This is a genomic window from Paenibacillus allorhizoplanae (assembly GCF_927798215.1).
Taxonomy (GTDB): domain Bacteria; phylum Bacillota; class Bacilli; order Paenibacillales; family NBRC-103111; genus Paenibacillus_E; species Paenibacillus_E allorhizoplanae.
The window spans coordinates 477,311-501,862 of sequence record NZ_CAKMMW010000003.1 but is presented as its reverse complement, the minus strand read 5'-3'; the positions used below and the strand labels follow the sequence as shown (position 1 = coordinate 501,862).

At 45.6% G+C, this 24,552-nt stretch carries 27 protein-coding genes; 21 read left to right on the top strand and 6 right to left on the bottom strand.

Annotated features, from left to right (window positions below):
• Positions 1–51 precede the first annotated feature (51 nt).
• Positions 52–483, bottom strand: a complete 432-nt coding sequence (locus tag L6I86_RS08360; protein WP_236286356.1) for a PH domain-containing protein — start codon at positions 481–483, stop codon at positions 52–54.
• A 178-nt stretch (positions 484–661) separates the two neighbouring features.
• On the opposite strand from L6I86_RS08360, the gene L6I86_RS08355 reads away from it, so the two are divergent.
• The 6 genes from L6I86_RS08355 (at position 662) to L6I86_RS08330 (ending at position 5,011) form a co-directional block, all read left to right on the top strand.
• Entirely contained in the window at positions 662–1,774 is a 1,113-nt protein-coding gene (locus L6I86_RS08355) for a C40 family peptidase (protein WP_236286131.1), read from the top strand.
• Positions 1,775–1,896: 122 nt separating this feature from the next.
• Entirely contained in the window at positions 1,897–2,118 is a 222-nt protein-coding gene (locus L6I86_RS08350; RefSeq protein WP_236286127.1) for a hypothetical protein, read from the top strand.
• Positions 2,115–2,777: a hypothetical protein gene (locus L6I86_RS08345; protein WP_236286125.1), complete on the top strand. Its 663-nt coding sequence runs from the start codon at positions 2,115–2,117 to the stop codon at positions 2,775–2,777. The genes L6I86_RS08350 and L6I86_RS08345 overlap by 4 nt, the downstream gene beginning before the upstream one ends.
• Positions 2,778–2,781: 4 nt before the next feature.
• A complete protein-coding gene (locus L6I86_RS08340) occupies positions 2,782–3,978 on the top strand; it encodes a glutathionylspermidine synthase family protein (RefSeq protein ID WP_236286123.1) in 1,197 nt (398 codons plus the stop codon).
• Complete coding sequence (locus L6I86_RS08335) at positions 3,975–4,625, top strand: hypothetical protein (protein ID WP_236286122.1); 651 nt, start codon at positions 3,975–3,977, stop codon at positions 4,623–4,625. The genes L6I86_RS08340 and L6I86_RS08335 overlap by 4 nt, the downstream gene beginning before the upstream one ends.
• A complete protein-coding gene (locus L6I86_RS08330) occupies positions 4,622–5,011 on the top strand; it encodes a DUF350 domain-containing protein (protein ID WP_056624173.1) in 390 nt (129 codons plus the stop codon). Before L6I86_RS08335 ends, L6I86_RS08330 begins: the two co-directional genes overlap by 4 nt.
• Before the next feature lie 15 nt (positions 5,012–5,026).
• Here the strand turns inward: L6I86_RS08330 and L6I86_RS08325 are convergent, their stop codons facing one another.
• Genes L6I86_RS08325 through L6I86_RS08315 form a run of 3 tightly spaced genes read right to left on the bottom strand, consistent with a single transcriptional unit; the run spans position 5,027 to position 7,913 of the window.
• Complete coding sequence (locus L6I86_RS08325; RefSeq protein WP_236286121.1) at positions 5,027–6,076, bottom strand: HD-GYP domain-containing protein; 1,050 nt, start codon at positions 6,074–6,076, stop codon at positions 5,027–5,029.
• A gap of 46 nt (positions 6,077–6,122) precedes the next feature.
• Entirely contained in the window at positions 6,123–7,187 is a 1,065-nt protein-coding gene (locus L6I86_RS08320) for a ThiF family adenylyltransferase (protein ID WP_276574818.1), read from the bottom strand.
• A 21-nt stretch (positions 7,188–7,208) separates the two neighbouring features.
• On the bottom strand, positions 7,209–7,913 hold the full coding sequence (locus tag L6I86_RS08315; protein WP_276574817.1) for a molybdenum cofactor biosynthesis protein: 705 nt from the start codon (positions 7,911–7,913) through the stop codon (positions 7,209–7,211).
• A gap of 124 nt (positions 7,914–8,037) precedes the next feature.
• Here L6I86_RS08315 and L6I86_RS08305 point away from each other — a divergent pair, with 124 nt between their 5' ends.
• From L6I86_RS08305 to L6I86_RS08255, 11 genes are all read left to right on the top strand, one after another.
• On the top strand, positions 8,038–8,508 hold the full coding sequence (locus L6I86_RS08305) for a molybdopterin-dependent oxidoreductase (protein ID WP_236286117.1): 471 nt from the start codon (positions 8,038–8,040) through the stop codon (positions 8,506–8,508).
• Positions 8,509–8,576: 68 nt separating this feature from the next.
• Positions 8,577–10,043 carry a bifunctional metallophosphatase/5'-nucleotidase gene (locus L6I86_RS08300; RefSeq protein WP_236286116.1) on the top strand — a complete coding sequence of 489 codons (1,467 nt, stop codon included), beginning with the start codon at positions 8,577–8,579 and terminating at the stop codon, positions 10,041–10,043.
• 47 nt (positions 10,044–10,090) lie between these two features.
• The gene (locus tag L6I86_RS08295) at positions 10,091–10,903 is read left to right on the top strand and encodes an undecaprenyl-diphosphate phosphatase (protein WP_236286114.1); all 813 of its coding nucleotides are present in this window, start codon (positions 10,091–10,093) and stop codon (positions 10,901–10,903) included.
• Positions 10,904–11,021: 118 nt separating this feature from the next.
• Positions 11,022–12,155 carry an HD-GYP domain-containing protein gene (locus tag L6I86_RS08290; protein ID WP_236286113.1) on the top strand — a complete coding sequence of 378 codons (1,134 nt, stop codon included), beginning with the start codon at positions 11,022–11,024 and terminating at the stop codon, positions 12,153–12,155.
• Positions 12,156–12,230: 75 nt separating this feature from the next.
• The gene (locus L6I86_RS08285) at positions 12,231–14,456 is read left to right on the top strand and encodes an MMPL family transporter (RefSeq protein ID WP_236286112.1); all 2,226 of its coding nucleotides are present in this window, start codon (positions 12,231–12,233) and stop codon (positions 14,454–14,456) included.
• A gap of 128 nt (positions 14,457–14,584) precedes the next feature.
• Positions 14,585–15,712, top strand: coding sequence for a radical SAM/CxCxxxxC motif protein YfkAB (gene yfkAB, locus L6I86_RS08280; RefSeq protein ID WP_236286111.1), 1,128 nt, complete (start codon positions 14,585–14,587; stop codon positions 15,710–15,712).
• 26 nt (positions 15,713–15,738) lie between these two features.
• A complete protein-coding gene (locus L6I86_RS08275; protein ID WP_056624147.1) occupies positions 15,739–17,076 on the top strand; it encodes a hemolysin family protein in 1,338 nt (445 codons plus the stop codon).
• Between the two features lie 14 nt (positions 17,077–17,090).
• The gene (ytvI, locus tag L6I86_RS08270; protein ID WP_236286110.1) at positions 17,091–18,137 is read left to right on the top strand and encodes a sporulation integral membrane protein YtvI; all 1,047 of its coding nucleotides are present in this window, start codon (positions 17,091–17,093) and stop codon (positions 18,135–18,137) included.
• Positions 18,138–18,330: 193 nt separating this feature from the next.
• Positions 18,331–18,570 (top strand): spore coat associated protein CotJA, encoded by a 240-nt coding sequence (locus tag L6I86_RS08265; protein ID WP_236286105.1) that lies wholly within the window; start codon positions 18,331–18,333, stop codon positions 18,568–18,570.
• Positions 18,567–18,833 (top strand): spore coat protein CotJB, encoded by a 267-nt coding sequence (locus L6I86_RS08260; protein WP_236286101.1) that lies wholly within the window; start codon positions 18,567–18,569, stop codon positions 18,831–18,833. Before L6I86_RS08265 ends, L6I86_RS08260 begins: the two co-directional genes overlap by 4 nt.
• Before the next feature lie 15 nt (positions 18,834–18,848).
• A complete protein-coding gene (locus tag L6I86_RS08255) occupies positions 18,849–19,418 on the top strand; it encodes a manganese catalase family protein (RefSeq protein WP_236286097.1) in 570 nt (189 codons plus the stop codon).
• Between the two features lie 268 nt (positions 19,419–19,686).
• On the opposite strand, the gene nagA is transcribed toward L6I86_RS08255, so the two are convergent.
• Positions 19,687–20,859 (bottom strand): N-acetylglucosamine-6-phosphate deacetylase, encoded by a 1,173-nt coding sequence (gene nagA, locus L6I86_RS08250; protein WP_236286096.1) that lies wholly within the window; start codon positions 20,857–20,859, stop codon positions 19,687–19,689.
• Positions 20,856–21,584, bottom strand: a complete 729-nt coding sequence (gene nagB / locus L6I86_RS08245) for a glucosamine-6-phosphate deaminase (protein WP_171637939.1) — start codon at positions 21,582–21,584, stop codon at positions 20,856–20,858. The genes nagA and nagB overlap by 4 nt, the downstream gene beginning before the upstream one ends.
• Positions 21,585–21,846: 262 nt before the next feature.
• On the opposite strand from nagB, the gene L6I86_RS08240 reads away from it, so the two are divergent.
• From L6I86_RS08240 to L6I86_RS08225, 4 genes are all read left to right on the top strand, one after another.
• Positions 21,847–22,518, top strand: a complete 672-nt coding sequence (locus tag L6I86_RS08240) for an HAD family hydrolase (protein ID WP_236286095.1) — start codon at positions 21,847–21,849, stop codon at positions 22,516–22,518.
• A gap of 75 nt (positions 22,519–22,593) precedes the next feature.
• Positions 22,594–22,818 (top strand): spore germination protein, encoded by a 225-nt coding sequence (locus L6I86_RS08235; RefSeq protein ID WP_236286094.1) that lies wholly within the window; start codon positions 22,594–22,596, stop codon positions 22,816–22,818.
• Positions 22,819–23,068: 250 nt separating this feature from the next.
• Positions 23,069–24,097, top strand: coding sequence for a cation diffusion facilitator family transporter (locus L6I86_RS08230; RefSeq protein ID WP_236286093.1), 1,029 nt, complete (start codon positions 23,069–23,071; stop codon positions 24,095–24,097).
• 29 nt (positions 24,098–24,126) lie between these two features.
• The gene (locus L6I86_RS08225) at positions 24,127–24,504 is read left to right on the top strand and encodes an ArsR/SmtB family transcription factor (RefSeq protein ID WP_236286091.1); all 378 of its coding nucleotides are present in this window, start codon (positions 24,127–24,129) and stop codon (positions 24,502–24,504) included.
• Positions 24,505–24,552 lie beyond the last annotated feature (48 nt).

The following is a 24,552-nucleotide window of genomic DNA, read 5'->3' as shown; positions in this document are numbered from 1 at the left end:
TAATAAAAAAAGCGTGCCAGAGATTTTTCTCTGGCACGCTTTTTTGCCATGTTATCCGTTAATTCGCTTACGATTCTGTGTTGCTGCCGATTGGAGGGCCACATATAACGACTGGATATTGAACTTTTTCTTGAATTCAAAACGATAAGCCGCCGTCGTAATGTTATTCGCTTTGTAATAAGGTGAGGTTATGTAATGAATAATGAGTTCGCTGTCATCAAACCCTGTACCGCCAGATTCCATCGATACCTCATAGATGGCATCCAGATCTATCGTGGAGACTTTGGTTTTCTTACCAGTGACACCTTGATGATCAATAAGGATAATGCGCTCGTCGGTGATTACAAATGAATCTCGAACAAGTTTAAAACCTGTAGAGATAACTTCATTTGGCATGAGATAAGTACCATACTGCCTCGTAAGCTCCTCAACAGATACTTCTGATAAATTTCCTAGTAATCCACTAAAAATACCCACTATCATCACTCCTTCTTGAACAAATATATGTATTAACTCCACATTTATACGGCATTCTCCTCTTACAGATTCCATTCCTTCCAACAAACGCCAAGCCCATTTGAACGAACGGATTGCATATTTGCATGCCACTTGTCTCACTCTATAAAGGATAATAATGTGTCCCTGAAGGAGAGAGAATTTCATGTGGAATAAGCTAAAGATACCGGCAATAGGAAGCGTGATCGTTGTGCTGGCGATTTCGACTGCTTGTGGGAAGGATCATGCGAGCCCACCAAGTGTAACACCGTCTCAAAGCCCGACAGGTTTAACTGGCTCTGGTAATTCGGTTACGAAGAGTATGTCGCAAGCGGGCAAAGAGATCATTTCACTAGCAAGTAATGATGCCGTTCTACCGATGAAACAAATTGGAAATGTCAATTATGTATCTGCCCAAGATCTCATTAAAACACTTAAATTCCAATCTGAATGGGAAGATTCTGAAGGTAAGCTGATTTTAGGGGACAATGATGCTAATTTTGAGTTGATCATGAACTCGAATAAAGCCATGAAAGATGGGGCGGATATTCAATTAAGCCAGCCGGTAGTGAAAGAGGGCGGAACGGCTTACTTACCTGTCTCAGACTTAGCTGACTTATTTCAAGATGATATGTCGTACGAGGTTAGAAAAGGGGACGTCATTATTCATGCTTCGCCCATTGCGATCATCGAACATGAAGATGACCCAGCAAGTGCGAATGATAACTCACCAGAGTTGAGTTTCGGAGATGATCCTACAGATCCATTCAAAGGCAACGGGGCAGGTGCTAATCCTGCAGGGATGCCTATTCAGACCCAACATGATCTTCAAGTATGGTCGCCAAATGATCAAAATGATGTTATGCCGGTTTTGAAGAATATCGATATTAATGCATTGATTAATAAAGGGGAAAATTATATGGGTGTAAAGTATAAATTTGGTACAGGCCCATATCCCCAAACAGGACGATTTGATTGCTCGACATTTACCCAATATATTTATGGGAAATATAATATTAAACTGCCGCGGGTAGCTCGGCAACAAGGTACTAAAGGTAATTTGGTTTCTCGCAAGTCGTTACGCAAAGGGGATCTGATGTTTTTCTACGTGCCAGGTCGTTTCAAATCGAACAAAACCGTTGGTCATGTAGGGATTTACATTGGAAACATGAAGATGCTGCATGCCTCCCCGGAGCCGAAGAATGGGGTACAAATCAGCAATATTGATAAAGCTTATTGGAAAAAAACATTTCTAAAGGCAAAGAGAATTGCCTATTAATAGGAGTAATGGGAAAAGTCTATCCGATGGATAGGCTTTTTATTTTTATCTATTTTGAAACAATTGAATCTCTCGTGCGTTTAAATGTGTAGAAAGTTTTTTTTGTGGAGGAGGCTAGCAGTATGACAATCGTGCTTTATGAAAAGTTGCCCGAGGGGCAACTGCTCAAACTTGGTGAACGTGCCTGGGATGATCAACTTATTCAAGCCTTAAATGTGGCTAACTTTATTCTCGTTGGCGGAAAGGAATACGAAATGATTGAGGGCCGTTTGAATCTAGATCTCCAAGTATTTGAGTTGCTGCTCGTGAAAGCTGGCGCTGTAGGGGGAGGGAGCAAGGAGTGAAACGACCGCTTAAAGTACTATCAACTTCACTGAGTTTGATCTTGTTAGGCCACTTGCTGCTAGGAACAGCACAAGCTGCGGAGACACCTGGTCCCAATACAGGCTCATCTAAATTGGTGGAATGGTCGAATGAGGATGTTAAGGCCTATTACGATCCTCAGGTCGATTGGAAATTACCTGTCCCGCCTGATAAGGGTTTAGCTGCACCTTCACCTACGCCAACACCAGTTACGACAGGCAGCAGTGCCTCCAGCAGTTCTACTGTCATTGTGAATCAGGTTTCGGGAAGTGGAATTGGTAGTGGCTTTGGATGGGATGATCTGCTGCTATATCATCTGATTTTCAATACGGTAAGTCCGTATTCATCTAGCAGTTGGGGGAATAATCATCGCTCGTATTATTATCGATCCAATACGCCATATGTTAATAAAACGTATCAACCCAGCTCATTTACGAATCGTTCGACGACGAAGACACCAACAACTTCAAGTGGTAGTGGGACCTTTACTTCGAATTCGAATAAATCGTCAACTACCACCAAATCAAATACAACAGGTTCCTCTGCTAGCGGCTCCAAGTCAACATCAACTTCATCAGGCAGCATAGGTGGTAAATCAAGCGGTTTTAGCTCCTCCTCCAGCTCAAGCTCTGGGGGTTAATGGCATGGTATTTGAAGTGATTGGGACACCAGCCCCTGACAGAAATTCTCGCGTACAGCAACTAGCTGAGCTTGGATTTACATGGGCTAATTTGGAGAACGAAGAGTACTGGATTGATCAGCTTGTCGTTATGTCGAATGAGGTATATCAGGACCTTATTCATGCTGCTGCTGGACTGTGGCAGGCGTTTGATAAAGCTGCCTGCTACGTTTTCGGCAAAAGGGAGCTTTATGCAGACTTATCGATACCAGAAGTACTATGGGATGGGCTGGATCGACTTGAGCCGAATGGCGAAGGCTTCATAAGCCGCTATGCGAGATTTGATTTTACTGTCGATCAGGCAGGCAACATTAAATTACTAGAACTAAATGCAGATACGCCTACGGGTTATGTCGAAGCCTCCATTGCGACTCCGTGGCTTTGTAAGCAATATGGGTTGGAATCACCAAATGGCAGGATGAAAGAGCTTCTAAAAGCGGCCTGGGAGATCGAGGCACCTGATTATGCAGCCTGTATAGCCTACGGTGTACATGCAGAAGACACAGGGACGATAGATGCGCTTGTTGCACACAGCGGAAGAAAAATGACCTGCGTGGACTGTTTGGATTTATGGATCGACGAGGGCGTCGTCAAGGTTGGTGCTGATCAGACCATTCAGCGTATGTTTGCCTTATATCCGAAGGAGTGGATGGGGGTTGACGACGGGGGAGAAGCGCTGTCGTATGCAATCGAGGAGCAATTCGTTCATTTGTTCAATCCTCTGCATGCTGTGATTTTACAATCCAAAGGCTTGCAAGCCTTGATCTGGGATCTTCATATCAGACAATCCACGTTATTTACGCAAGAGGAACATGACATCATTCAGACTTACATGCTGCAGACCTTTACGAATCCTATCCTTGCAGGTAACTATGTGTCCAAATCGATGTTTGGCCGCGAAGGCGGCTCAGTTGAGCTATATAACGAGTTAGGAGAATTGGAATACAAGGATGAAGCGGGCTTCGATACGAGTGTGTTTTTTAAACGTGTGTATCAAGAACGGGCAGACCTGCCGCGGCTAACCTTTCAGCATGGTCAAGGACATTTATTAACCGGTCTATTCGTATTGAATGGTACGCCATGTGGACTTCTAGGTAGAGCTGGCGGCATCATAACGGGAAATGCAAGTCAATTTGTGGCGATTGGAGTGAAAGCGCCTTGAAACAAGGAAGATTTATACTATTGGCAGTAGGACTTATCGGCATCATTGTCATCATTTGGATCATCTCAACGGCATTTGATAAGAAACCATCCGTCCTAAGCCAATCAACAACAGGCAACATATCGACAACATCGAAGTATGCTCCTGGTGATGTGCCATGGGACTATCAAGTCCAGCAAGTCAAGATTGGTGATCTCATCGATGGTGATATGGTGCTGTTACCGAACAATGACCGAATGTCTAACGATCAGAATTTTGCGACTGGGGATAGTATCTGGGTATTGAGTTTCATGCAAGCCACGATGAAAGCAGACAGTCAAGGGAAGAACGATGTCACGTTGTCGCAATGGAAACCGATCAAGTCCTTCAAAACAAAAGAAGAAGCCGACAAAGATCTAGTGGAGCTGAAAGTGGAAATAAAGACGGATGTGAAATTAATCGGTGTTTATAAAACAGAGCTGGATAGCCAATTCAGGTACTTTGCGGTAGTAGAATTGCCAACTGGGCAGAAGATTAAGCAACCGATTCCAGAAGAGAGATACAAAGCGTTCAAGGATAAAAAAGAAGTAAGTGTAGTCCTAGAGGAAGTACATGATTATACAGATTTTGATCAATCGATGGCTAAATTTCGGGGGTGGGCAGAGTGATCGTTGTAGATCTTATTATAAGTTTATTCGTCATTGTCTTGTTACAGTTTGCAGGGATGTACATCTTTAGTTTAATGACACCCTATCGGGATATGGAAGAAATAAATAACGGCAATGTGGCTGTGGGGATTACGATGGGAGGCAAGTTCGTAGCTACGGCCATCATTCTAGGCATTGCCGCCTACACGAACTCCTCCATTTGGCATATGAGCTTATGGTTTGCGGTAGGGTACGCATGCTTAATAGCCTCATATTGGGTGTTCGATTGGCTTACCCCAGGTATGAAGCTATCAGATCAGCTAAAGGGAGGGAATGTGGCTGTAGGTACCCTTCTTGCTGCGGTGTATATTGGAATCGCGATTTCGGTAAGCAGTCTAATTATTTAACCTATTATCTATGTATTAGATCGCAATTTTTGTAATTTCTACATTTGCAAGCTGCGATAAATCCAAGAACTGATTGTCAATGTTGATGAGCGGTCGGAAGAAATCAGTAGGGTTCGTCATGATGATCGTTCCTTCACGTCCGTCGCTCAAAGACACTTTTTTACCAATAAAGTTAGGAATCATGTTACGTATGAACACTTGGGTGATCTTGGGATCCAGCTCGCCGAAGCTCATGCGGTGAAGCTCTTTAAGTACATGCAGAAGATCACGTCGCTGTTGATACACTCTGCTGGATATCATAGCGCTATAGACATCTGCGACCGCGACAATCTTGGAGTAGGAATGGATGTCCGTACCGCTTTTCCGTAGGGGATAACCTGTACCATCCATACGCTCGTGATGTTGAAGAGCAACAAGTGCGAGCGTCTCATCTTTTAATGATTTACGAATGATATCATACCCATGAATGGTATGCTTCTGAACTTCCTCGAATTCTTCCTTTGTCAGCTTACCTGGCTTATTCAGTATATCGGGATGTATTCTACATTTGCCGATATCGTGCAAATAGCCTGCTTTTCCGATGACGATAGCATCCTTCTCGGATTTATTCATCCATTTGGCAATATAATAAGACAGCATCCCAACTTGAACGCTATGCTGTAGGGTATAGTCATCTTTACTATGCAAAGATAGAAGCAGGGAAACAACATCCTTTTCCTCTTGTATGCTGTCGATCAGTGGATTGAAAGCGGATTCTACAACGTCATTGCGAAGAGATCCACCGTCTTGCAAAGCTTCAAACATTTCTTTAATACCCTGTGTTGCGTTGTTAAAAGAGGTTACCTGTAAGATATTAGCTTGTCTCGTTGGCGCTTCCTCTACGACTTTCTCGATTTCACTGCTTCTTGGAGCTATATCAACATAATCCACACTGTGGCGATTGAGCATCGAAATGTCCCCAGCATCGAGAACAGTGCCCGAGGATAGAAGATGAAGGCCTACGGCATTGTAGGAATCGGAAATTAATTTGTCACCAACAATAAGTTGAAGCACATGTACACGCATAGAAGCTCCTCTCCAAGTCCTAGTATCTGGTAGGTATATTGTAATACTACATCCCAATATAACGACTGTAAAGACTTTTGGCTTGAATTAAATCCTCAGTCCCTTGAATGAGAACACGACCGCCAGGGAATAGAATTATTTGGATATCTGAAGAAGCGTGAAACTTAAGTAGAAAACGGTTTCTCTCAACCAGGCCAAGAGGTTGTAGTCGTTCCTCCCAGTATTCCAGTGGTTGCGTGCTGGGAATAACCGGTAGAATTTGAACCGAATTGCGCCCGCATAAGGATTGAATTGTATCACTTTCAAGATGGGCATCTAAGTACTCATATTGCTTCTGCGCACAAGCGGGACAATCTGACTTCTTAGCACCAGAGACCCGTATTGCCGAGTTCTGATTGAACCATAAGTCCCATTGCTGCATGCTGAGATTGAGCTGCTCCGTAGCACCTACGAGCAGCTTAAGCGCCTCTGTGGCTTGAAAAGAAGCGACAACATGGATGATTCCTCCAATGACACCAGCAGTGTCACAAGTATCCGTGGTGCCCGCAGCAGGTGCTTGTGTGAACAGGCAGCGCAAACAAGGTGTTCGTTCAGGGATAATCGTCAATGAGACACCTCGCGAAGCCACGGCACCACCATAGATCCAAGGGATCCCTAATTTCAAGCTGACATCGTTGAGCAAGAACCGAACGGCAAAGTTATCGGTGCCATCGAGAATCACATCGACATCATGAAGCAATTGTTCAGCATTTGTGGCATTAAGATCACAGACATGAGGATCTATGACGACATTGGAATTAACTAGCTGAAGACGTTTCGCAGCGGCGATTGATTTGGGAACCGTGGCAGCAGCGTCCTCTTCATCGTACAGCATTTGTCTTTGCAGATTGCTTTTATCAACAAAATCACGATCAATGATCCGAACAAATCCAACGCCTGCTCGCACCATATGATTGGCAAGAACGGTGCCTAAAGCACCCATACCAACAATAGCAACACGACCAAGGCCAAGTTTGCGTTGACCTTCCATGCCAATTGGGGGAAAAAGAATTTGTCTCGAATAACGCGAGTCAACATCTGACGCAGTTTCTGTATGTAAATACGGGTCCAAGTGAAGTCATCTCCGTTCAAATCAGTTATCAGTTTGCGGTGCTTGTAGCGGGTTCCAGGGTCCTGTTTGATTGCCTTTCCATTCGGACCCATCCTCCCATATTTCTTTTTTCCAAATGGGTACGATTTGTTTCAAACGCTCAATCGCATACCGACTTGCTTCATAGCAATCAGCGCGGTGAGGGGAGGATACAGCGATCACGACGCTGGCCTCTGCAATTGCAACCTTACCTAATCGATGTGTAATGGCACAAAGCGTGCCAGGCCACTTCGCATCGATTTCTTCGCCGATGCTTGCCATCGTTTTCAAGGCCATGGGGGCATAAGCCTCATACTCCAAAAGGACGGTTCGCTGTCCATACGTCATTTCTCGCGTCGTGCCGATGAAGGCAAGTGAAGCACCGTGGTTGGGATGATTCACCTTAGAAGTCACGGAAACGACATCAATCGTTGAATTGGTGATTTCATAAAGCGAAGGCTGTCCACCTGAAACAGGCGGAATAAGTGCGAGCTCGTCGGAGGTGGAAACCGTTTCCTGATCACCGGCATAAGCTTGATTTTTGGCGAAAAAGCATATAGGAAGCTGCGCCGAGGCAGCAGGATAATCGGTGATGATTTTATCCTTCAATTGTGCAATGGTAATCGAATCTTGATCGACTGAAATCGTCAGAACCGCAGTACCGAATAGGTCTACAAGACCTGCGAAGAGTTGAATGTGTAAGTTCAATTTGTTTCTCCTTGTGATAGATGTTAGAATCCCTTACAGCATATCATATTTTGCCCTGAAAATGGTATAATGGAGTGATCCTTTGGAAGGACATGGAATTTGAATTGACGGAGGAGATCTACGCATGCAAACCAATTCACACATAGAAGTGTCTGACTTACATAAGCACAAAGAAACCTTTACTGTTGACGAAATGGTCACACTCTCGGATCTGCGGTTGAACATTCAAGATCGGGTTCCAGCGGTGGAAGGGGAGGCATTTGATCTCAAATCATGGTACCGAAACTGGAATAACAAGGGGAAACATCCTGAAACTGAAGAGCCAACGCATGTGAGAGTGGAAGCGGTAGATGAGTTCCAAGCGTTGATTCCTTGGGGGCAGGCGGATCAAGCGCTATTCCTATACGCACAAAAGGGACAACCATTGAAGAAAGGGTATCCTATTCGACTATACGTACCTGATGGAAGCAGTGAATGTCTGAATGTAAAAAGTATTGTAAAGGTATGGTTTCTGAACGATCCAAGTTTAGGTGAAGAAGCAACTTATGGGTTTAAGAACAAAGTTACCCCGGGTGAGCTCAAATTCAAGAAATGAGGAAGGGGATACTTGCATAATATAGAGACATGCTAGGATCTACTTGCCCATGAAGAGAGGTGAACGGGATGACGTCCCCCTTGCAACGGCTAGTCATATTACATACGAATGATATTCATAGTCACTTTGAACAAATGCCCAAGATAAGCGCCTATTTTGATCGTGTCCGCCGTCTCTGGCCGCCAGATCAGGTATTGACACTTGATATTGGCGACCACATGGATCGGATGTTTCCAGAGACAGAAGGAACGAATGCGATCGCCAATTTGGAAATCATGAATGCTACGGGCTACGAAGCTATGGTTCTAGGCAATAATGAAGGATTAACCTTCACACCGGATTGGCTCAGGGCTGTTGTTTTGGAGCATGCGAAATTTTCGATTATTGGCAGCAATATTACGGATATCAACACGAAGGAAACGCCAGATTGGATGTTGCCATCACTTACGATTGAGAAATCAGGTCTTCGTATTGGTCTGATTGGGGTTACGGCTGCTTATCAAGCTTACTATGAGCTGCTAGGCTGGGATGTAACGGATCCTATGAAGGCTGTAAACGCCCATGTGAGCCTATTACGTCCCAAGGTGGACATTCTAATCGTTATGTCGCATCTGGGCCTAAGAACGGATCAACGGATGGCTGAGGAGTTGGATGGCATCGACATCATCCTTGGTGGTCACACCCATCATTTACTCGAAGAGCCGCTGCTGCTCAGCGGCACTTATATTGGTGCGGCCGGTAAGTTCGGTCAGTATGCCGGCCATATCGAGCTTGCCTACGACCCGGCGCAGCGCCGGATCGTAGAGCTGAACGGCCGCGTCGTCCCGATGACGGACGCGAGTGAAGAAGACAGCAGCGTCATCACGCTGCTGGAGCACTACCGCATCGCCAGCAGCGCCTCGCTGGCGGTGGAAGTAGCGCAGCTGCGGCAGCCGCTGCGCCTGGATTGGTACGGCGAGTCCCCGCTCGGCAACTTGCTTGCCGCGGGTATTCGCCGCTGGACCAGCGCCGAGATCGGGCTGGTCAATAGTGGGCAGCTCCTTCAGGGACTGAAGGAGGGGGGCTTGACCCGGGGCCGGCTGCTGGAAATCTGCCCCGGCCCGATCAATCCCTGCCGCATGCTGCTCAGCGGCGCGGACATTCGTCAAGCGCTCGAAGAGTCGCTGCTTGACGAGTTCATGGAGAAGCCGATACGCGGCTACGGCTTCCGCGGGGAGGTGCTAGGTGTCCTCTGTGTGGACGGGATAACCGTCCAAGTGGATGCCTCGCGCCCTCCCTACGAGCGCATCGTCGCCGTATATGTCGGCGAGGAATTGCTGGATCCAGAACGGTCCTACCTCGTGGGTACGATCGATATGTTTACGTTCGGCTCAGGCTATTTATCGCTGAGCCGAGGCAAGGAGATCGTTTACATGCTGCCGGAATTTATCCGTGATGTGTTAGCTGATCAACTGCAAGATGAGGCTGCGATTGCAAACAGCCACCACCTTCGGTTCTTAGATGTTGTCAGACCCAGTCCTAAACAGGTAGAATAGGAACCGGAGCAAGATTCCTGATAATTATCAGAATATAGGGGGCAATTATGCATACAATTTTTGAGGCGATCATTATTGGGATCGTTGAAGGCTTGACGGAGTTTTTACCCGTGTCCTCGACAGGACATATGATTTTGGCACAAAGCCTGCTAAACACACAAAATGACGAAGTCATGAAGACGTTCGATTTCGTGATTCAATTGGGTGCTATTATGGCGGTCGTCATTATCTATTGGAAGCGAATCCTTTCCTTATTTGGACTTGTGAATCGGAAAAGCGAAAGTAAAACTGGGAAAAAGCTGAATTTATTTCATATTTTAATTGGCATCCTACCTGCTGGTGTGATCGGTGTTTTATTTAATGATATTGTGGATGAGAAGTTATTCAATACAACAACTGTCTTAGTTGGACTCGTGCTCGGTGGTATTCTACTAATCATTGCTGAGAAGAAAAAGGAACAACCGAAAACGACGGTCCTTGATGATTTGACGTATCGACAAGCATTCGCTATCGGATTGTGGCAGCTCGTATCGATTTGGCCTGGCTTTTCTCGATCAGGTTCCACGATTGCCGGTGGTATGCTTTCTGGTGTAAGCCGTGCCGCTTCAGCGGATTTCACCTTCATTATGGCGATTCCAATTATGTTCGGGGCTTCAGGCGTCTACTTTTTGAAAAATTATGAAGCATTGTCATCCGATGATTTGGCCTTCTTTATTGTAGGATTTCTAGTGGCTTTCGTAGTGGCTTTACTGGCTGTTGTATCCTTCATTAAATTTGTACAAAAGATGAAGCTCACTTACTTTGCGTATTATCGTTTTGCCATTGCGATTATTTTCGCGCTTTATATGTTTTTAAAGTAAAATATTTATGAAACATTAGCGAATCGCGTCGAAAGACGCGGTTTTTTGTATTGAACTTTTCTTAAAAATCTATTACATTTAAATAGAACGTAATGCTCACCTATGCGGGGGTCCTGAAATGCTGTTTATGCCGATCAACATGTGTCAACCTGGGATGAGGCTGGCTAAGAATATATACAACGATGATGGTATGGTCCTTCTGGCCGTTAATGTTGAGCTTACACAGAGACTCCTTGATCGCTTGTTTAGTTACGGAATTGATTATATTTACATAGAAGATGCTAGAACGAATGATATTATTCAACAAGATGTTATTCAGGACGAAACAAGAAGCAGAGCGGTTACCGAAATTCGCAATACGTTCAAGAAGGTAATGGAAGATTCCAATAAACGCGGAGCTGTGAATTATTACGACATTGGTCGTAATTTTCGTGATGTCATGAAGATGATTATTGATGATCTTAGTGCTCATGATGGCGCTATGGTCATGCTTAATAATATGAATGTGAAAGATAATTACTTATTTCAACATTCGGTTAACGTGAGTATCTATGCGATCATGCTTGGAATCAGTTATGGGTATAGTCGAGATAAGCTCGAGACGCTTGGCTTAGGTGCGTTACTGCATGATATTGGGAAAACGAAAGTGCCATTAGGCATTCTTCGCAAGCCTTCGCAGCTAACACCAGACGAGTTCAAGGAAATGAAGAATCATACAACCTATGGCTTCAATCTATTGAAGGATGAGCCGAATATCCCACTTCTTTCAGCTCATTGTGCCCTGCAGCATCATGAACGGATTAATGGCAGTGGATATCCGCGGGGGATTCAAGGGGGCGAGATTAATGAGTTCGCCAGATGGATTGGACTTGTCGATTCCTATGATGCTATGACGACTACACGGGTATATCGCAGACCTTTATTGCCACATGAAGCGATGGAGCAGTTATTCGCTGGCTCTGGCACGATGTATGATCAAAGTCAGATTGCTTTGTTTCGAGACAAAATTGCTATTTACCCACTAGGGATTACAGTACGACTGAATACTGGCGAATATGGCCTCGTATCGAAGTTGAACATGTCTGTTCCGCACAGACCTACTATCCGCGTATTACAAGATGAAGCAGGTACAGTACTTAAGGAACCTTATGAAATCGATCTTTCAAGCAAGCTATCGATATTAATTTCCGAAATTGGAGAAATTAAGGTAAGTGAATCAGAATTAGATTCAAGTATGCCTACACTTCTATAGTATAGATATAGCACGTATTAGATAAAGAACCTGGGAAACCAGGTTCTTTTTGTAGATTAAGGAGGAGGAAGCACGATGCGGGAGTCCTTGGAAAAAGGTGTGTTTTGGAGATGGGGGCACGCCATGTTTCGGTTCCGATGGTTAGTGCTAACGATTGGCATTAGCTTAATGCTGATCTTTGCTATGTTTGCTCAAAAAACGCCAGGGATGTTGAAAGACAATGGGTTTACTCCAAAAGGGAGCGAATCTGACCTCGGCTTGATTCATATGAGGGATGAGCTTGGTGTGCCTCGAACACAGCTGAATATCGTGTATACGGGGCATAATGGGCTTGATTTAACGGTGAAAGATCAGCAAGATGCGATTATGGCCTCACTTACGAAACTGAAAGAACTGCCTTATGTGGAGGATGTGAAATTTGTAACTACACCTCGGAATGAGGGACATCTAGAAATCCAGGCGGTAAGTGTATCGCTCACGTTGGATACAGATCCTGCACTAGAGGCATACCCGGAGCTCAAGTCGCTTGTTCATCCACCGGCAGGTATGGATGTGTATGTAACGGGAGGTCCCGCAATTCTGTATGACATGCAAGTAGCCAGCAAACATGATATTGCCAAGTCGGAAGCGATTGGTTTACCTATTGCACTAATCGTGTTGTTAATTGTCTTCGGTACCTTCGTTGCAGCACTCCTGCCTATGGTCGTGGGATTAATGAGTGTGACGCTCACGCTGGGAGTTACCTATTTTATCGCACAACATCAATCTTTATCGAATTTTTTGCCGAATATGGTTACGATGCTGGGGCTTGCTGTTGGGATTGACTATGCACTCTTTCTGGTTAGCCGGTTTCGTGAGGAACTCAAAGTACAAGGTAGTGTAGCTGCTGCCGTAGCCATGACATGTCAAACAGCAGGAAGATCGATTTTCTTCTCAGGTATTGCTGTACTCATTGGTTTATTGGGGATGCTGTTTGTGGATTTGACCTTCTTCCGGTCTCTCTGTCTCGGGGGGGTTATCGTTGTTTCTATTTCCGTAATTGTGGCTAATACCGTATTGTTAGCGCTTCTAGGTATTCTAGGTCATCGCATTAACTCTCTACAGGTCGTTCCTAAACGATTCCGTAAGCAAGAAACATCGAAATTCTGGGAGAAAATCGCCTATGCGGTGATGAAACGTCCAGTTGTTTTAGTTGTGGTAGTAGGCGGTGTGTTGATCTACAGTATGACGCCGATCTGGCATATGAAATTAGGTGTACCGAATGCGGAGGTCCTTCCTCCAAGCTATGAGTCCCGTTATGGAGCGGAGCTGCTCAAAACCGCCTATGACCCTCGTATGACAGGGCCGATTCAAATTGTGATACATACGAAAGAAGAAATCTGGTCATCAGCTTCGATTGGTGAGATTCAAGCCTATGGAGAACAGGTCAAAGCTGTTGCTGGCGTAAAAGAAGTGCAGAGCTATCTAACCGTCTTAGGGCAGCATTCGAATGCAGAGCTTGCGGGTATGTTTACAAAGTCTGATGTTCAAAAACAGTTAGAAGAAGCGCAATTAGCGAAAGGTCGTACTGCTTTGATGGTTGTTATCCCTGAGAAGGACACGGATGATCCTGCGACGGATCAGTTAGTTCACGAGCTCCGCAAGTTGGATAAAGAAGGAATTGAGACTACCGTGACAGGTGGACCCGCCTATCGATTGGACATTATTGATCGCATTCAAAAGGAAATTCCTGAAGTTCTTATTTTCGTTATGGGAATTACCTATCTCGTACTCTTGTTGGCATTTCGCTCCATCCTGCTCCCGCTCAAAGCTGTGCTGATGAATATGCTTAGCTTAGGCGCTAGCTTAGGAATCGTTGTATTAGTTTTCCAACATGGATTTATGGCAGATATGCTGCACATTACGTCAATCGGATATGTGAGTGCAACGCTGCCTGTAATCATCTTTTGCGTCGTTTTTGGTATCTCCATGGATTACGAAGTATTCCTTATTTCACGTATCATGGAAGAGTACGAGGCAAGTGGCGACAATGATCAGAGTACAGCGGAAGGTTTGAAAAAAACAGGGAGCTTAATTACAAGCGCGGCTTTCATTCTTGTTGTCGTGGTTGGATCTTTTATTTTCACGGATATCGAAATTATGAAAGCATTGGGACTTGGCCTCGGACTCGCCGTATTGATTGATGCCACGATCGTACGGGTTATGCTTGTTCCTGCGCTAATGAAACTGCTCGGTGACGCCAATTGGTGGGCACCAAGGTGGCTCCGTGTGAAGCCTAAGGGAAAAGTGGAGAAGCGGTAGCGCCATCTGCACTTCCTGTCTCTGTTTCCTTTTTTGTGAATCATAAGTTACAATAAAGGGCATAGGTATAGGCATAATAGGTAGTAACATGTTCTTGAATAGGAAATGATAGGTCAGGTGTAAACAGCATGAATAGGAACGTAACACACTCCATCTTACCGGAGTTAACTCCCCATTATGATCCTTGGGACCCCATTCGGTCATATCGGAAATACGGGAAACATGTATTAACCAGCATAGAGCTTACCATCACCAATCTGTGTAATATGCGTTGTGAGCATTGTGCAGTTGGTGATTCACTTACGATGTCAGAAGGACCACGTATTCCGTTGCCAGTTATTTTACAAAAGCTGGATGAAATTGAACATTTGGAAACGATCAGTTTAACAGGCGGCGAGCCGTCTTACCACATCAAGATTGTGAAGGACTACATGCTGCCAATCCTGAAGTACGCGCGGGAGCGGGGAATTCGCACTCAAATCAACTCGAATTTAACATTAGATTTGGAGCGTTATGAGCTGCTTGCGCCGTATCTCGATGTGATGCATATTTCGTTTAATTATTTGAATGCAGATGATTTCCATCAGGTAGGATTTGTGAATTCTCAGCGTCCGGTCGGGCAAGGAGCGGCATTAGGGATGTATGAGCGAATGGTGAATAATACGATCGCGCTAAGTAAGGGCGGTTTGTACGTTTCTGCGGAATCGATGATTAACACGCGAACACATTTGAAATTGCCAGAGATTCATCAGTTAATTAACGAAATGGGCTGTAAGCGTCACGAGGTACATCCGATGTATGCAAGCTCTTTCGCCTCACATCTTCCGATGGTTACGTTGGACGAATTGCGTGCGAGTATCCATCGCTTGTTGGACCACCGCAATCCGGACATGTGGATGCTGTTCGGCACGCTGCCTTTCTTCGCATGTAATGAACTGGAAGCGGACCGTAAGTTAGTTAAGCGTCTACGTGAGGAGCAAAATGTTACGGTTCGTAACGACCCAGATGGGCGGAACCGATTGAACGTCAGTACGTTTACTGGCGAGGTTTTCGTCACCGATTTTGCTAATGAGCCTCCGCTTGGAAATATACACGATGATGGGCTTGATGATATCTTTGCACGTTGGGAGAACAATCCGCTGAACCAGCGGGTGAATTGTTTCTGTAGTACGGCATCCTGTTGTGGACCCAACCTGCTTGTAGCTGACTCGTACTATCGCACTGTGGATTTCAAAAGCCGTAAAGCTATTATCTAATCATCTTTCTGAAGGAGAAATACATTTTGCCACATACGTCGTTTGATTTCGGTTCCATCGCACTCAATCTTTTCCTGGTTATCTTACTCGTTCTGTTAAATGGATTTTTCGTAGCAGCTGAGTTTGCCCTTGTGAAAGTTCGACATTCTCGTATTCAACAGCTTGTCAATGAAGGCAGCGGAAAAGCTAAATATGCGAGTATCGTAACGTCACAACTGGATAGGTATTTATCAGCCACACAGCTTGGCATTACACTTGCCTCTTTGGGACTGGGTTGGATTGGAGAGCCTGCGATTCATGATCTGATTATGGAACCTCTATTTCATACGTTTGGTTTAGGGGAATCCGTGTATACAACGACTTTGTCTTTTGTTATTGCTTTCGGATTTATTACGTTTATGCACATTGTGTTAGGGGAATTGGCCCCTAAATCATTTGCGATTCAAAAACCTGAATTGACCTCTTTGTGGCTCTCAGCTCCGCTATTGTTTTTCTACAGAATATTTCGCCCGATTATTTGGGTGCTTAATGGCGCAGCGAACAAATTTCTGGCGATGATCGGCGTAGAGCCTGCCAGTGAGAACGAAGCGGCGCATACAGAGGAAGAAATTCGAATCCTGATGGATGAGAGTGTCAAAAGCGGTCATATCAATGAAGATGAGATGACGCTTTTCGATAATATTTTCGAATTCTCCGATCTCATCGCTCGTGAAGTGATGCTGCCGCGGACAGATATGGATTGTCTGTTTCTAGAAACAAGTTTTATCGATAATTTGCGATTCGTTCATGAAACCAAGCACACACGCTACCCTGTAGCTGATGGGCATAAAGATAACATCGTAGGTTTTGTACATATTGCTGACTTACTTACGGCGGATCCTGATGTTGAGCAGGAACTCAAAACCTTCATTCGTCCGATTCTAAACGTCCCGGAGTCGATGGAAGTTAGCCGCGTACTTAAGCTCATGCAGAAAAAGCATTCCCAACTCGCGATCGTTGTTGATGAGTATGGGGGAACTGCGGGTCTCTTAGCTTTGGAAGATATCATCGAGGAAATCGTGGGAGAATTGCACGACGAATTCGATGTGAATGAGCGACCTGGCGTGGAAGTGAAAGACAAATATACCTCTGTCGATGGTCGTGTATTGCTGGAAGACCTGAACGACATGCTGGACCTTCAAATTGAAGACGACGATGTGGATTCGATTGGCGGCTGGCTGTTCAAGAAGGTGGAAGGCGCGCCTGTCAAAGGGAAGAAAGTGCCTTATGCTAATCATGTTTTCGAAGTGACTGAGGTAGATCGATTACGTATTGTTCGTATACATATAACGAATATCGACACGGTTAAACCGGGAAATGAATAATCGGAGGAGTCTCTATGTCACCCAGGACAGCTATAATCATGGCGATAGGAATATTGGTGTTATACGGTTTGTTCACCGTAGGGCTGCCATTTTTCTTAGCGTTGGTGACTGCTATTTTTTTAGACCCACTCACAACTCTCTTGATGCGTGTCGCGAAAATGAAACGCTTTGTCGCCGCAACAATCGTTAGTACGGCATTTACTTTGCTGATGGTGGCATTAATCTATTTTATTGGGATGAATGTCGTAACGGAGTTAATCGATCTTGGTCGTAAAGCGCCTAATTATATGGAGGATGTCAATAAATACGTGGATCAAGCTGTGGTGCGAACCCAAGTATTCTATGATTCTTTATCACCAGAGATGGCAGCGCAAGTACAGACGTGGGTAGAACGGAGTACAGAGACGTTAACCGGAGCATTGACAAGTATTTTGAGTGGTATTTCAGGCTTTTTCCTCAATATGGCCGGGAAAATTCCTAATTTATTCATGCTATTGATCATCTATGTGATCACCTTGTATTTGTGCATGTACAACTTGCCCAATTTGAAGGTTGCTTTTCTCTCGATGTTTGAAACGAAAACGAAGGATAAAATGGAGCATGTGCTGACTTATTTGCGTGAGGCCATTTTTGGCTTCATACGCGCTCAGCTGATCATGGCGATCTTTACGTATTTGTTGACTTTCATTGGATTGCTCGTCCTTCGAGCAGAGTACCCACTCGCAATTTCACTGCTCGTTATGGTGATGGAATTCGTGCCTGTGATTGGGACTGGAATTATTTTCATCCCATGGATCATTTATCAGCTGTTGCTAGGATATACGAGTATGGGAATTGGGCTATTCGTGCTCTTCTTGATACTCATCATCCTTCGTCGGATTGTAGAGCCTAAAGTGCTTAGTGATGCGGTTGGGATCAACTCTTTAGCGGCTTTAATTTCCTTGTACATTGGCTTTGAATGGCTAGGCTTTGCTGGCTTGTTCCTCGGCCCTCTGGTCGTCATTATTTATCAAGCATTGCGCAAAGCAGGCGTGCTGAATTTGAATATTAAATTAGATTAAAAATGGGCTAAAAGAAATCCCTTTTCGAATTGCGTGGGTGCAATCGGTGAGGGATTTTTTTGCGTTGGTGGAGAGAAAGGCTTGGGAAAGAAGCAGAAGTGATTTTTCCATCGAAAAAGTTGGGGAAATGGTGATTTTGGTCAAGTTATGCCGCATATAACGAGTCATATAGGCTCTGAAAAGGAGGAGACGTATGTACACACAATTTAAAAGTTGGTACCCGTATATCGGACCATGTGATCCTTGTCCACCGATTCGAGTGAAATGGTATAATACACCGCCACAATTATATATGCATTTTCAACCGCCAGGATTGCCGCAATTTAGCCCCTATGATGCCCTGAGAATAGGAACATTGTGGCCAGCACTTTATGGGCCCTATCCGAATCCGTTACAGGAGACAAGAGGTGATGAAGGAGGCCAATCAACATGAGCGAGCGAGTACTGCCTGAAGCCTATTACAAGCAACTTCGTGATTTGCAAGCCGTGGATTTTGTATTGGTGGAGTTGACTCTGTATTTGGATACGCATCCTGACGATCTCAGCGTGCTCCAGCAGTATAATCAATTTGCCCATAAGCGCATGCATATGGCACAACAGTTCGAAATGGAGTTTGGCCCCTTGATGCCCTTTGGACACAGCTTCACGAAAGCGCCATGGCAGTGGGTGGAGACTCCTTGGCCATGGCAAGTTTAAGAAGGAGGATAGCCCATGTGGATTTATGAGAAAAAGTTGCAATACCCAGTCAAGGTAAGCAAATGTGATCCGCGGATGGCCAAACTGCTTCTTGAGCAGTATGGGGGAGCAGATGGGGAACTTGCTGCGGCACTTCGTTATTTGAACCAACGCTATTCGATTCCGGATAAGGTTGTAGGTTTGCTGACGGATATAGGTACGGAGGAGTTTGCTCATCTTGAGATGATTGCGACCATGGTGTATAAGCTGACGAAAGATGCCACTTTGGAGCAAATGAAAGCGGCAGGATTGGATGATCACTACGTAGCCCATGATCGAGGGCTCTTTTATCAGAGCGCTGGTGGTGTCCCCTGGACCGCAACCTACATACAAGCGAAAGGAGACCCTATCGCCGACCTTTACGAAGACATAGCAGCAGAAGAGAAGGCGAGAGCGACTTACCAATGGTTAATTGACGTGACCGATGATGTGGATTTACAGGATAGCTTGAAATTTCTGCGGGAGCGGGAGATTGTGCATTCCTTGCGGTTTAGGGAGGCAGTTGAGATTTTGAAAGCGGATCGGGAAGAGAAGAAGATTTATTAGGGAGTGGTGCCGGTAAAACCGGCTAACTCGGGTGTGGGAGCGAACCTGTGCAAGGAATTAGTCGAAGAACCCGGCTAACTCGGGTACAGAGGCGAGCTTGAGAGAGGAGTTACTCGGTAAAACCGACTAACTTGAGTGAAGAAGTGGCTCTGCTTATGAATCTAGTTAAGTCTTGCTGAAACTTAAATCAAAAAGAGGTCACTCCTCGTTGAATAACGACAGAGTGACCTCTTTTTCATATTAAATTTAATTAATTCGACAACCACGATTAAGCTTCTTTCATCGCCACGCCGTGCACCCAAACCTGCTCGAGCTCAAGCTCCGAGCTGATCAGCAACAAGTCGGCGTGCTTGCCTGCGGCAATCGAGCCGTGCGTCGCTTCGAGGCCGAGCAGCCTCGCCGGATTGCCGCTAGCATAGCGGCTCGCGTCTGTGACGCTGACACCGACCTCGCGCACCATAAACCGGAGCGCATCGATCATCGTCAGCGTACTGCCGGCGAGCGCGCCGCCCTCCGTCAGCCGGGCAACGCCTGCCTGCACGGTCACGGCTTGGCCGCCGAGGTCGTACTGCCCGTCGCCGAGCCCGGCGGCGGACATAGCGTCCGTGATCAGCAGCAAGCCATGCGGCTGCTTCACCATCGTCAGCAGCTTAATCGCTGCTGGATGCACATGGATCCCATCGGCGATCACCTCGCCGCTGATGCGTGCGTCGGTGAGCACAGCACCGACGGTCCCTGGCTCGCGATGATGCAGCGGCTTCATCGCGTTGAAGGTATGCACCGCATGCGAGAGCCCCACTGCCACCGCCGACTGGATGTCGGCGTAAGAGGCGTCCGTGTGGCCGCATGCGGCAACGATGCCATGATTGCGCAGCCACGCGATCATCTCATGGCCCCCCTCGCGCTCGGGGGCCAACGTCAACTGCTTCATGAGCTGCGGGAACCGCTCATGCCATTCTTTCAACCAATCAAGCTGCGGCGTAACCATGAGCTTCGGATCTTGAGCGCCGGCCCACTTCGGCGAGATGAAAGGACCTTCCAAGTGCACGCCAAGCAGCTGAGCATAAGGCATGCCCTGCTCCATATAGCTGTGCACTTCAACGAGCACACGATCAATGGCTTCACGCGTTGCGGTCATCGTCGTAGCCAGCATGCCAGTTGTGCCGTGGGAAGCATGATATTTGGTGATCGTATTCAAAGTTTCCGAATTCGCATCCATGAAATCTGCGCCGTAACCGCCGTGCACATGAACGTCAATGAAGCCAGGCAGTAACCATTTACCGTCTGCTTCGATGCGAACCACACTTGGACTAGCTGTGTCCTGCCAATCAGATGGTTCGCCTACGTAGGCCAATTTGCCATCTACTACATGAACAATTCCATTTTCAATGATACCATGTTCCGTGACGACCTTGGCACCTGAGATGAGTAGCTCGCTCATTCGAACAGCCTCCCAGCCTCAGCATCAAGAAGAACAACTAGGTGAGGATGAGTCTGCAGCAGTGTTGCAGGAACTTCGGTTGTAATAGGTCCCGTTAGAGCGCGATGTACGATTTCGGCTTTATCAGCGCCGCGTACGATCAATAGAATTGTTTTGGCTTTCAAAATGGTACCAACGCCCATCGTCAAAGCATGTGTAGGCACGTCATTAATGGAATCAAAGTATCGCGCATTGGCTTCACGCGTTTCTTCTTTTAATTCAACACGGTGTGTACCACTGATTAAGGAATCGTCAGGCTCATTAAAGCCGATATGACCATTATGGCCAAGGCCTAGAATTTGCAGATCAATTTGCTTCGCATCATCCAAAAGTTGATTGAATCGCTCACACTCTGCTTCCAAATCAGGTGCATTTCCATTCGGGATATGAGCGGCTTCCGCAGGAAGATCAATATGCGCAAATAAATGCTGCTGCATATAAGCATGATAGCTTTCAGAATGATCCTCAGGTAAGCCAACGTACTCATCTAGATTAAAAGTTGTCACTTGTTTAAAACTAACGCGCCCCTTCTCGTAGGCTTTCACGAGCTCTTCGTAAATACCAACCGGTGTGCCACCTGTGGCTAAGCCGAGAACAGCTTTGGGCTGCATTTGAACCAGAGAGGTTATAATACCTGCACCTGCTTCGTTAAGTTCTTGTTGATTCTGGAAAATATGAAGATTCATATTCATTATTCCTCGCTTTCATGGATGTAAGATGGAAGTGGTTAGAGAGATAAGTAAGTTCAATTACTATTTAGTAAGAGTTCGTTTTATTTTGCGTGAAAATTTCATTTATTGATCAAATTATTCTCATTTCAATCATAACTGATATTTTTAAGATCGGCAATAACCATTTTCCACTATTCTACATTGACTTACATGGGTATGTTTGCCATTCTTAACATAGATCATTACAACTATTTTATACATATAAAGGAGTAAGAACATGACTACTCGGGGACAACTGCCAGAAGCGATGCTTTTTGATTTGGATGGGACGTTATTTCAGACGGAAACCTTACTATTACCAGCTTACCATGCGACCTTCGACGAGCTTCGAGCCCAAGGAATATATGAAGGGGAGACACCGCCTGAAGAACGAATTCTCGGGGCGTTAGGCATGCTCCTTGAACAAATATGGATGCGTGTTATGCCAGAGTCGCCTGTTGCCGTACATCAGGAGGCTGATAAGCTTTTGATCAAATACCAGGTCGAGGGACTTCAGGAAGGTCGCGGGGTATTATATGAGGGTGTGGCAGAAACCTTGCAGACCTTGCATGCCAAAGGCGTTCGACTATTTGTAGCCAGCAATGGGTTAGAAGATTACGTCAAACAAGTTATCGCGGAGATGGGGCTAGAGCATCTGTTCGAGGGCTTATATAGTGCAGGAGAGTATCAAACGCGTTCCAAAGTAGATTTAGTCCAAATTTTGCTTGAAAAACACGGTATTCAGTCTGCTTGGATGGTTGGAGATCGTTCGTCAGACGTAGAAGCGGGACTTCGCAATAACCTTACTGTTGTGGCATGCGACTATGCAGGCTTTCGAGACGCTGGTGAACTTGAGGGTGCACATATCCGAATTGGACGATTTGCTGAGCTGCTTGACTACATATCCTAATTCTCGCAGGTTGTCGCAAAGAGGGAGCCTTGGGCATACACTGTAGCACATTGAGAGATAAAGGTGCTGATCAGAATGCCTTCTTTTGTAGGGATATTTAATATTATAAGGAATGAAGGAAACCTGATTAACGGAGATACGTGTATCATAGCCCCGACGAGTGCTTCCAAAACATACACAGGAGCTGGCGGAGGAATCACTGGGGACTTCTCCATATCTGGGACCGTATTCAGTGCGACAATTACAGTAGACCCTGACGTGGTGGAAGCTGGGGCGAATAAAACAGCAACGGGGACCTAAGCGAGTCTAGTTGCTCATGAATAAGACCGATTCATGCTCACCATGCGTGGTGTGACGAATCGGTCTTATTCCACTTGAGAGAGTATAAGTTTTCGCTCATCCTCGAAGGATATCGATACAAGTTTTTCTCATTTTTGGAGAAGCCTATTGACACTGGCAAGCATGCTTATTTATTATTAACATATGAGTAATCATTCATATATCAATTTGTAGTTATAAGTATGTAGTGTGCAACTGGGGAGGGAATGCCATGCATCAGCATGATTCGAAAAAGGAACACGCATGTGGACATGACCACGGAGAAGCTAAGCATCATGAAGCTGAGAACCACGGTCAACACCATGATCATCATCATGACCACGGGCATCACCATCATGGGCACGGACATCACCATGGACATCATCACGGGCATTCAGGCAATAAGCAAGGGCTGCTGATCGCGTTAGGCATAACAGCGGGTATCATGGTGCTTGAATTTGTTGGCGGACTCTGGACGAACAGTTTGGCACTGCTATCGGATTCTGGTCACATGCTAAGCGATGCAGGTGCGTTAGCATTGAGCCTTTTAGCGCTATGGTTTACAGCGAAGCCTAGCTCAGCTCGTTTATCCTTTGGATTTCATCGTATTGAAATATTAGCAGCACTTTTTAATGCGGTGACCCTATTCGTCATTGCTGGACTCATTATATGGGAAGCGATTGAACGATTCCTCCATCCTACTGCCGTTGCTAGCGGGTCCATGATGATCATCGCGTGCATAGGACTAATCGCCAATTTATTAAGCGCTTGGTCGCTCATGCGTAAGGGCGATGTACATGGTAATCTAAATTTACGCAGTGCTTATCTGCATATCTTAGGTGATGCGTTAGGTTCTGTTGGCGCAATTATTGCCGGTGCTGTGATGCTGCTGTTCGGCTGGTACGCGGCAGATCCAATTATTAGCATCATTGTGTCACTACTTATTTTAAGAGGCGCCTGGGGCGTCCTGAAATCAACCCTTCATATCTTGATGGAAGGAACACCAAGTTCTATTTCTATGGTCTCTGTTAAACAAGTCCTAGAAGGAATCGAAGGTGTCATTGATGTGCATGACTTGCATGTGTGGACGATTACTTCGGGCATTGAAGCCATGAGTTGTCATTTGCTGATTAAGGATGATCAGGATAGCCAAGCTATTCTGCAGCAAGGAATTAGCGTGATTGAGAAGCGGTTTGGCATTACACACGCGACCATACAAATTGAGAAGTCAACGATCAACCATCAAGCGCTTCCGGTATAAAATACGTGACGAAGACAGGAGGATTTCCTATGGATAAGGGAGTACTGGAAGCGAGGAAAGTATCCGAGGATGATTGCAGCTGTGAGCATACGGCTATAACGCAAGCGGAACGAGAGAGTGAGCTGACCGATGAGCAAGCGACTGGAATTGCAGAGATCTTCAAAGCTCTAGGGGATCCTACACGCGTCAAAATCATCTACTTTCTACTGAACAAGGAGCTTTGTGTGCACGATCTGGGCATGCGAATTGGGATGGAGCAGTCTGCAGTATCCCATCAGCTTAGGTATTTGCGGGATCTTCATATTGTCAAAAGACGAAAAGAAGGCAAGACCGTTTATTACTCTTTGGACGACGAGCACATTGAGCAAATTTTTGTACAAACGATGGGGCATCTAGGGCACGAATAAGCGAAGTAAACCCAAAAAACAAGCGTTCACCCAGCAAGGTGATTCGCT

Coding starts and splice junctions, on each gene's coding strand:
- L6I86_RS08360 (WP_236286356.1), bottom strand. CDS start 483: ATGATAGTGGGTATTTTTAGTGGATTACTAGGAAATTTATCAGAAGTA.
- L6I86_RS08355 (WP_236286131.1), top strand. CDS start 662: ATGTGGAATAAGCTAAAGATACCGGCAATAGGAAGCGTGATCGTTGTG.
- L6I86_RS08350 (WP_236286127.1), top strand. CDS start 1,897: ATGACAATCGTGCTTTATGAAAAGTTGCCCGAGGGGCAACTGCTCAAA.
- L6I86_RS08340 (WP_236286123.1), top strand. CDS start 2,782: ATGGTATTTGAAGTGATTGGGACACCAGCCCCTGACAGAAATTCTCGC.
- L6I86_RS08325 (WP_236286121.1), bottom strand. CDS start 6,076: ATGCGTGTACATGTGCTTCAACTTATTGTTGGTGACAAATTAATTTCC.
- L6I86_RS08305 (WP_236286117.1), top strand. CDS start 8,038: ATGCAAACCAATTCACACATAGAAGTGTCTGACTTACATAAGCACAAA.
- L6I86_RS08300 (WP_236286116.1), top strand. CDS start 8,577: ATGACGTCCCCCTTGCAACGGCTAGTCATATTACATACGAATGATATT.
- L6I86_RS08295 (WP_236286114.1), top strand. CDS start 10,091: ATGCATACAATTTTTGAGGCGATCATTATTGGGATCGTTGAAGGCTTG.
- L6I86_RS08290 (WP_236286113.1), top strand. CDS start 11,022: ATGCTGTTTATGCCGATCAACATGTGTCAACCTGGGATGAGGCTGGCT.
- L6I86_RS08285 (WP_236286112.1), top strand. CDS start 12,231: ATGCGGGAGTCCTTGGAAAAAGGTGTGTTTTGGAGATGGGGGCACGCC.
- yfkAB (WP_236286111.1), top strand. CDS start 14,585: ATGAATAGGAACGTAACACACTCCATCTTACCGGAGTTAACTCCCCAT.
- ytvI (WP_236286110.1), top strand. CDS start 17,091: ATGTCACCCAGGACAGCTATAATCATGGCGATAGGAATATTGGTGTTA.
- L6I86_RS08265 (WP_236286105.1), top strand. CDS start 18,331: ATGTACACACAATTTAAAAGTTGGTACCCGTATATCGGACCATGTGAT.
- L6I86_RS08260 (WP_236286101.1), top strand. CDS start 18,567: ATGAGCGAGCGAGTACTGCCTGAAGCCTATTACAAGCAACTTCGTGAT.
- L6I86_RS08255 (WP_236286097.1), top strand. CDS start 18,849: ATGTGGATTTATGAGAAAAAGTTGCAATACCCAGTCAAGGTAAGCAAA.
- nagA (WP_236286096.1), bottom strand. CDS start 20,859: ATGAGCGAGCTACTCATCTCAGGTGCCAAGGTCGTCACGGAACATGGT.
- nagB (WP_171637939.1), bottom strand. CDS start 21,584: ATGAATCTTCATATTTTCCAGAATCAACAAGAACTTAACGAAGCAGGT.
- L6I86_RS08240 (WP_236286095.1), top strand. CDS start 21,847: ATGACTACTCGGGGACAACTGCCAGAAGCGATGCTTTTTGATTTGGAT.
- L6I86_RS08235 (WP_236286094.1), top strand. CDS start 22,594: ATGCCTTCTTTTGTAGGGATATTTAATATTATAAGGAATGAAGGAAAC.
- L6I86_RS08230 (WP_236286093.1), top strand. CDS start 23,069: ATGCATCAGCATGATTCGAAAAAGGAACACGCATGTGGACATGACCAC.
- L6I86_RS08225 (WP_236286091.1), top strand. CDS start 24,127: ATGGATAAGGGAGTACTGGAAGCGAGGAAAGTATCCGAGGATGATTGC.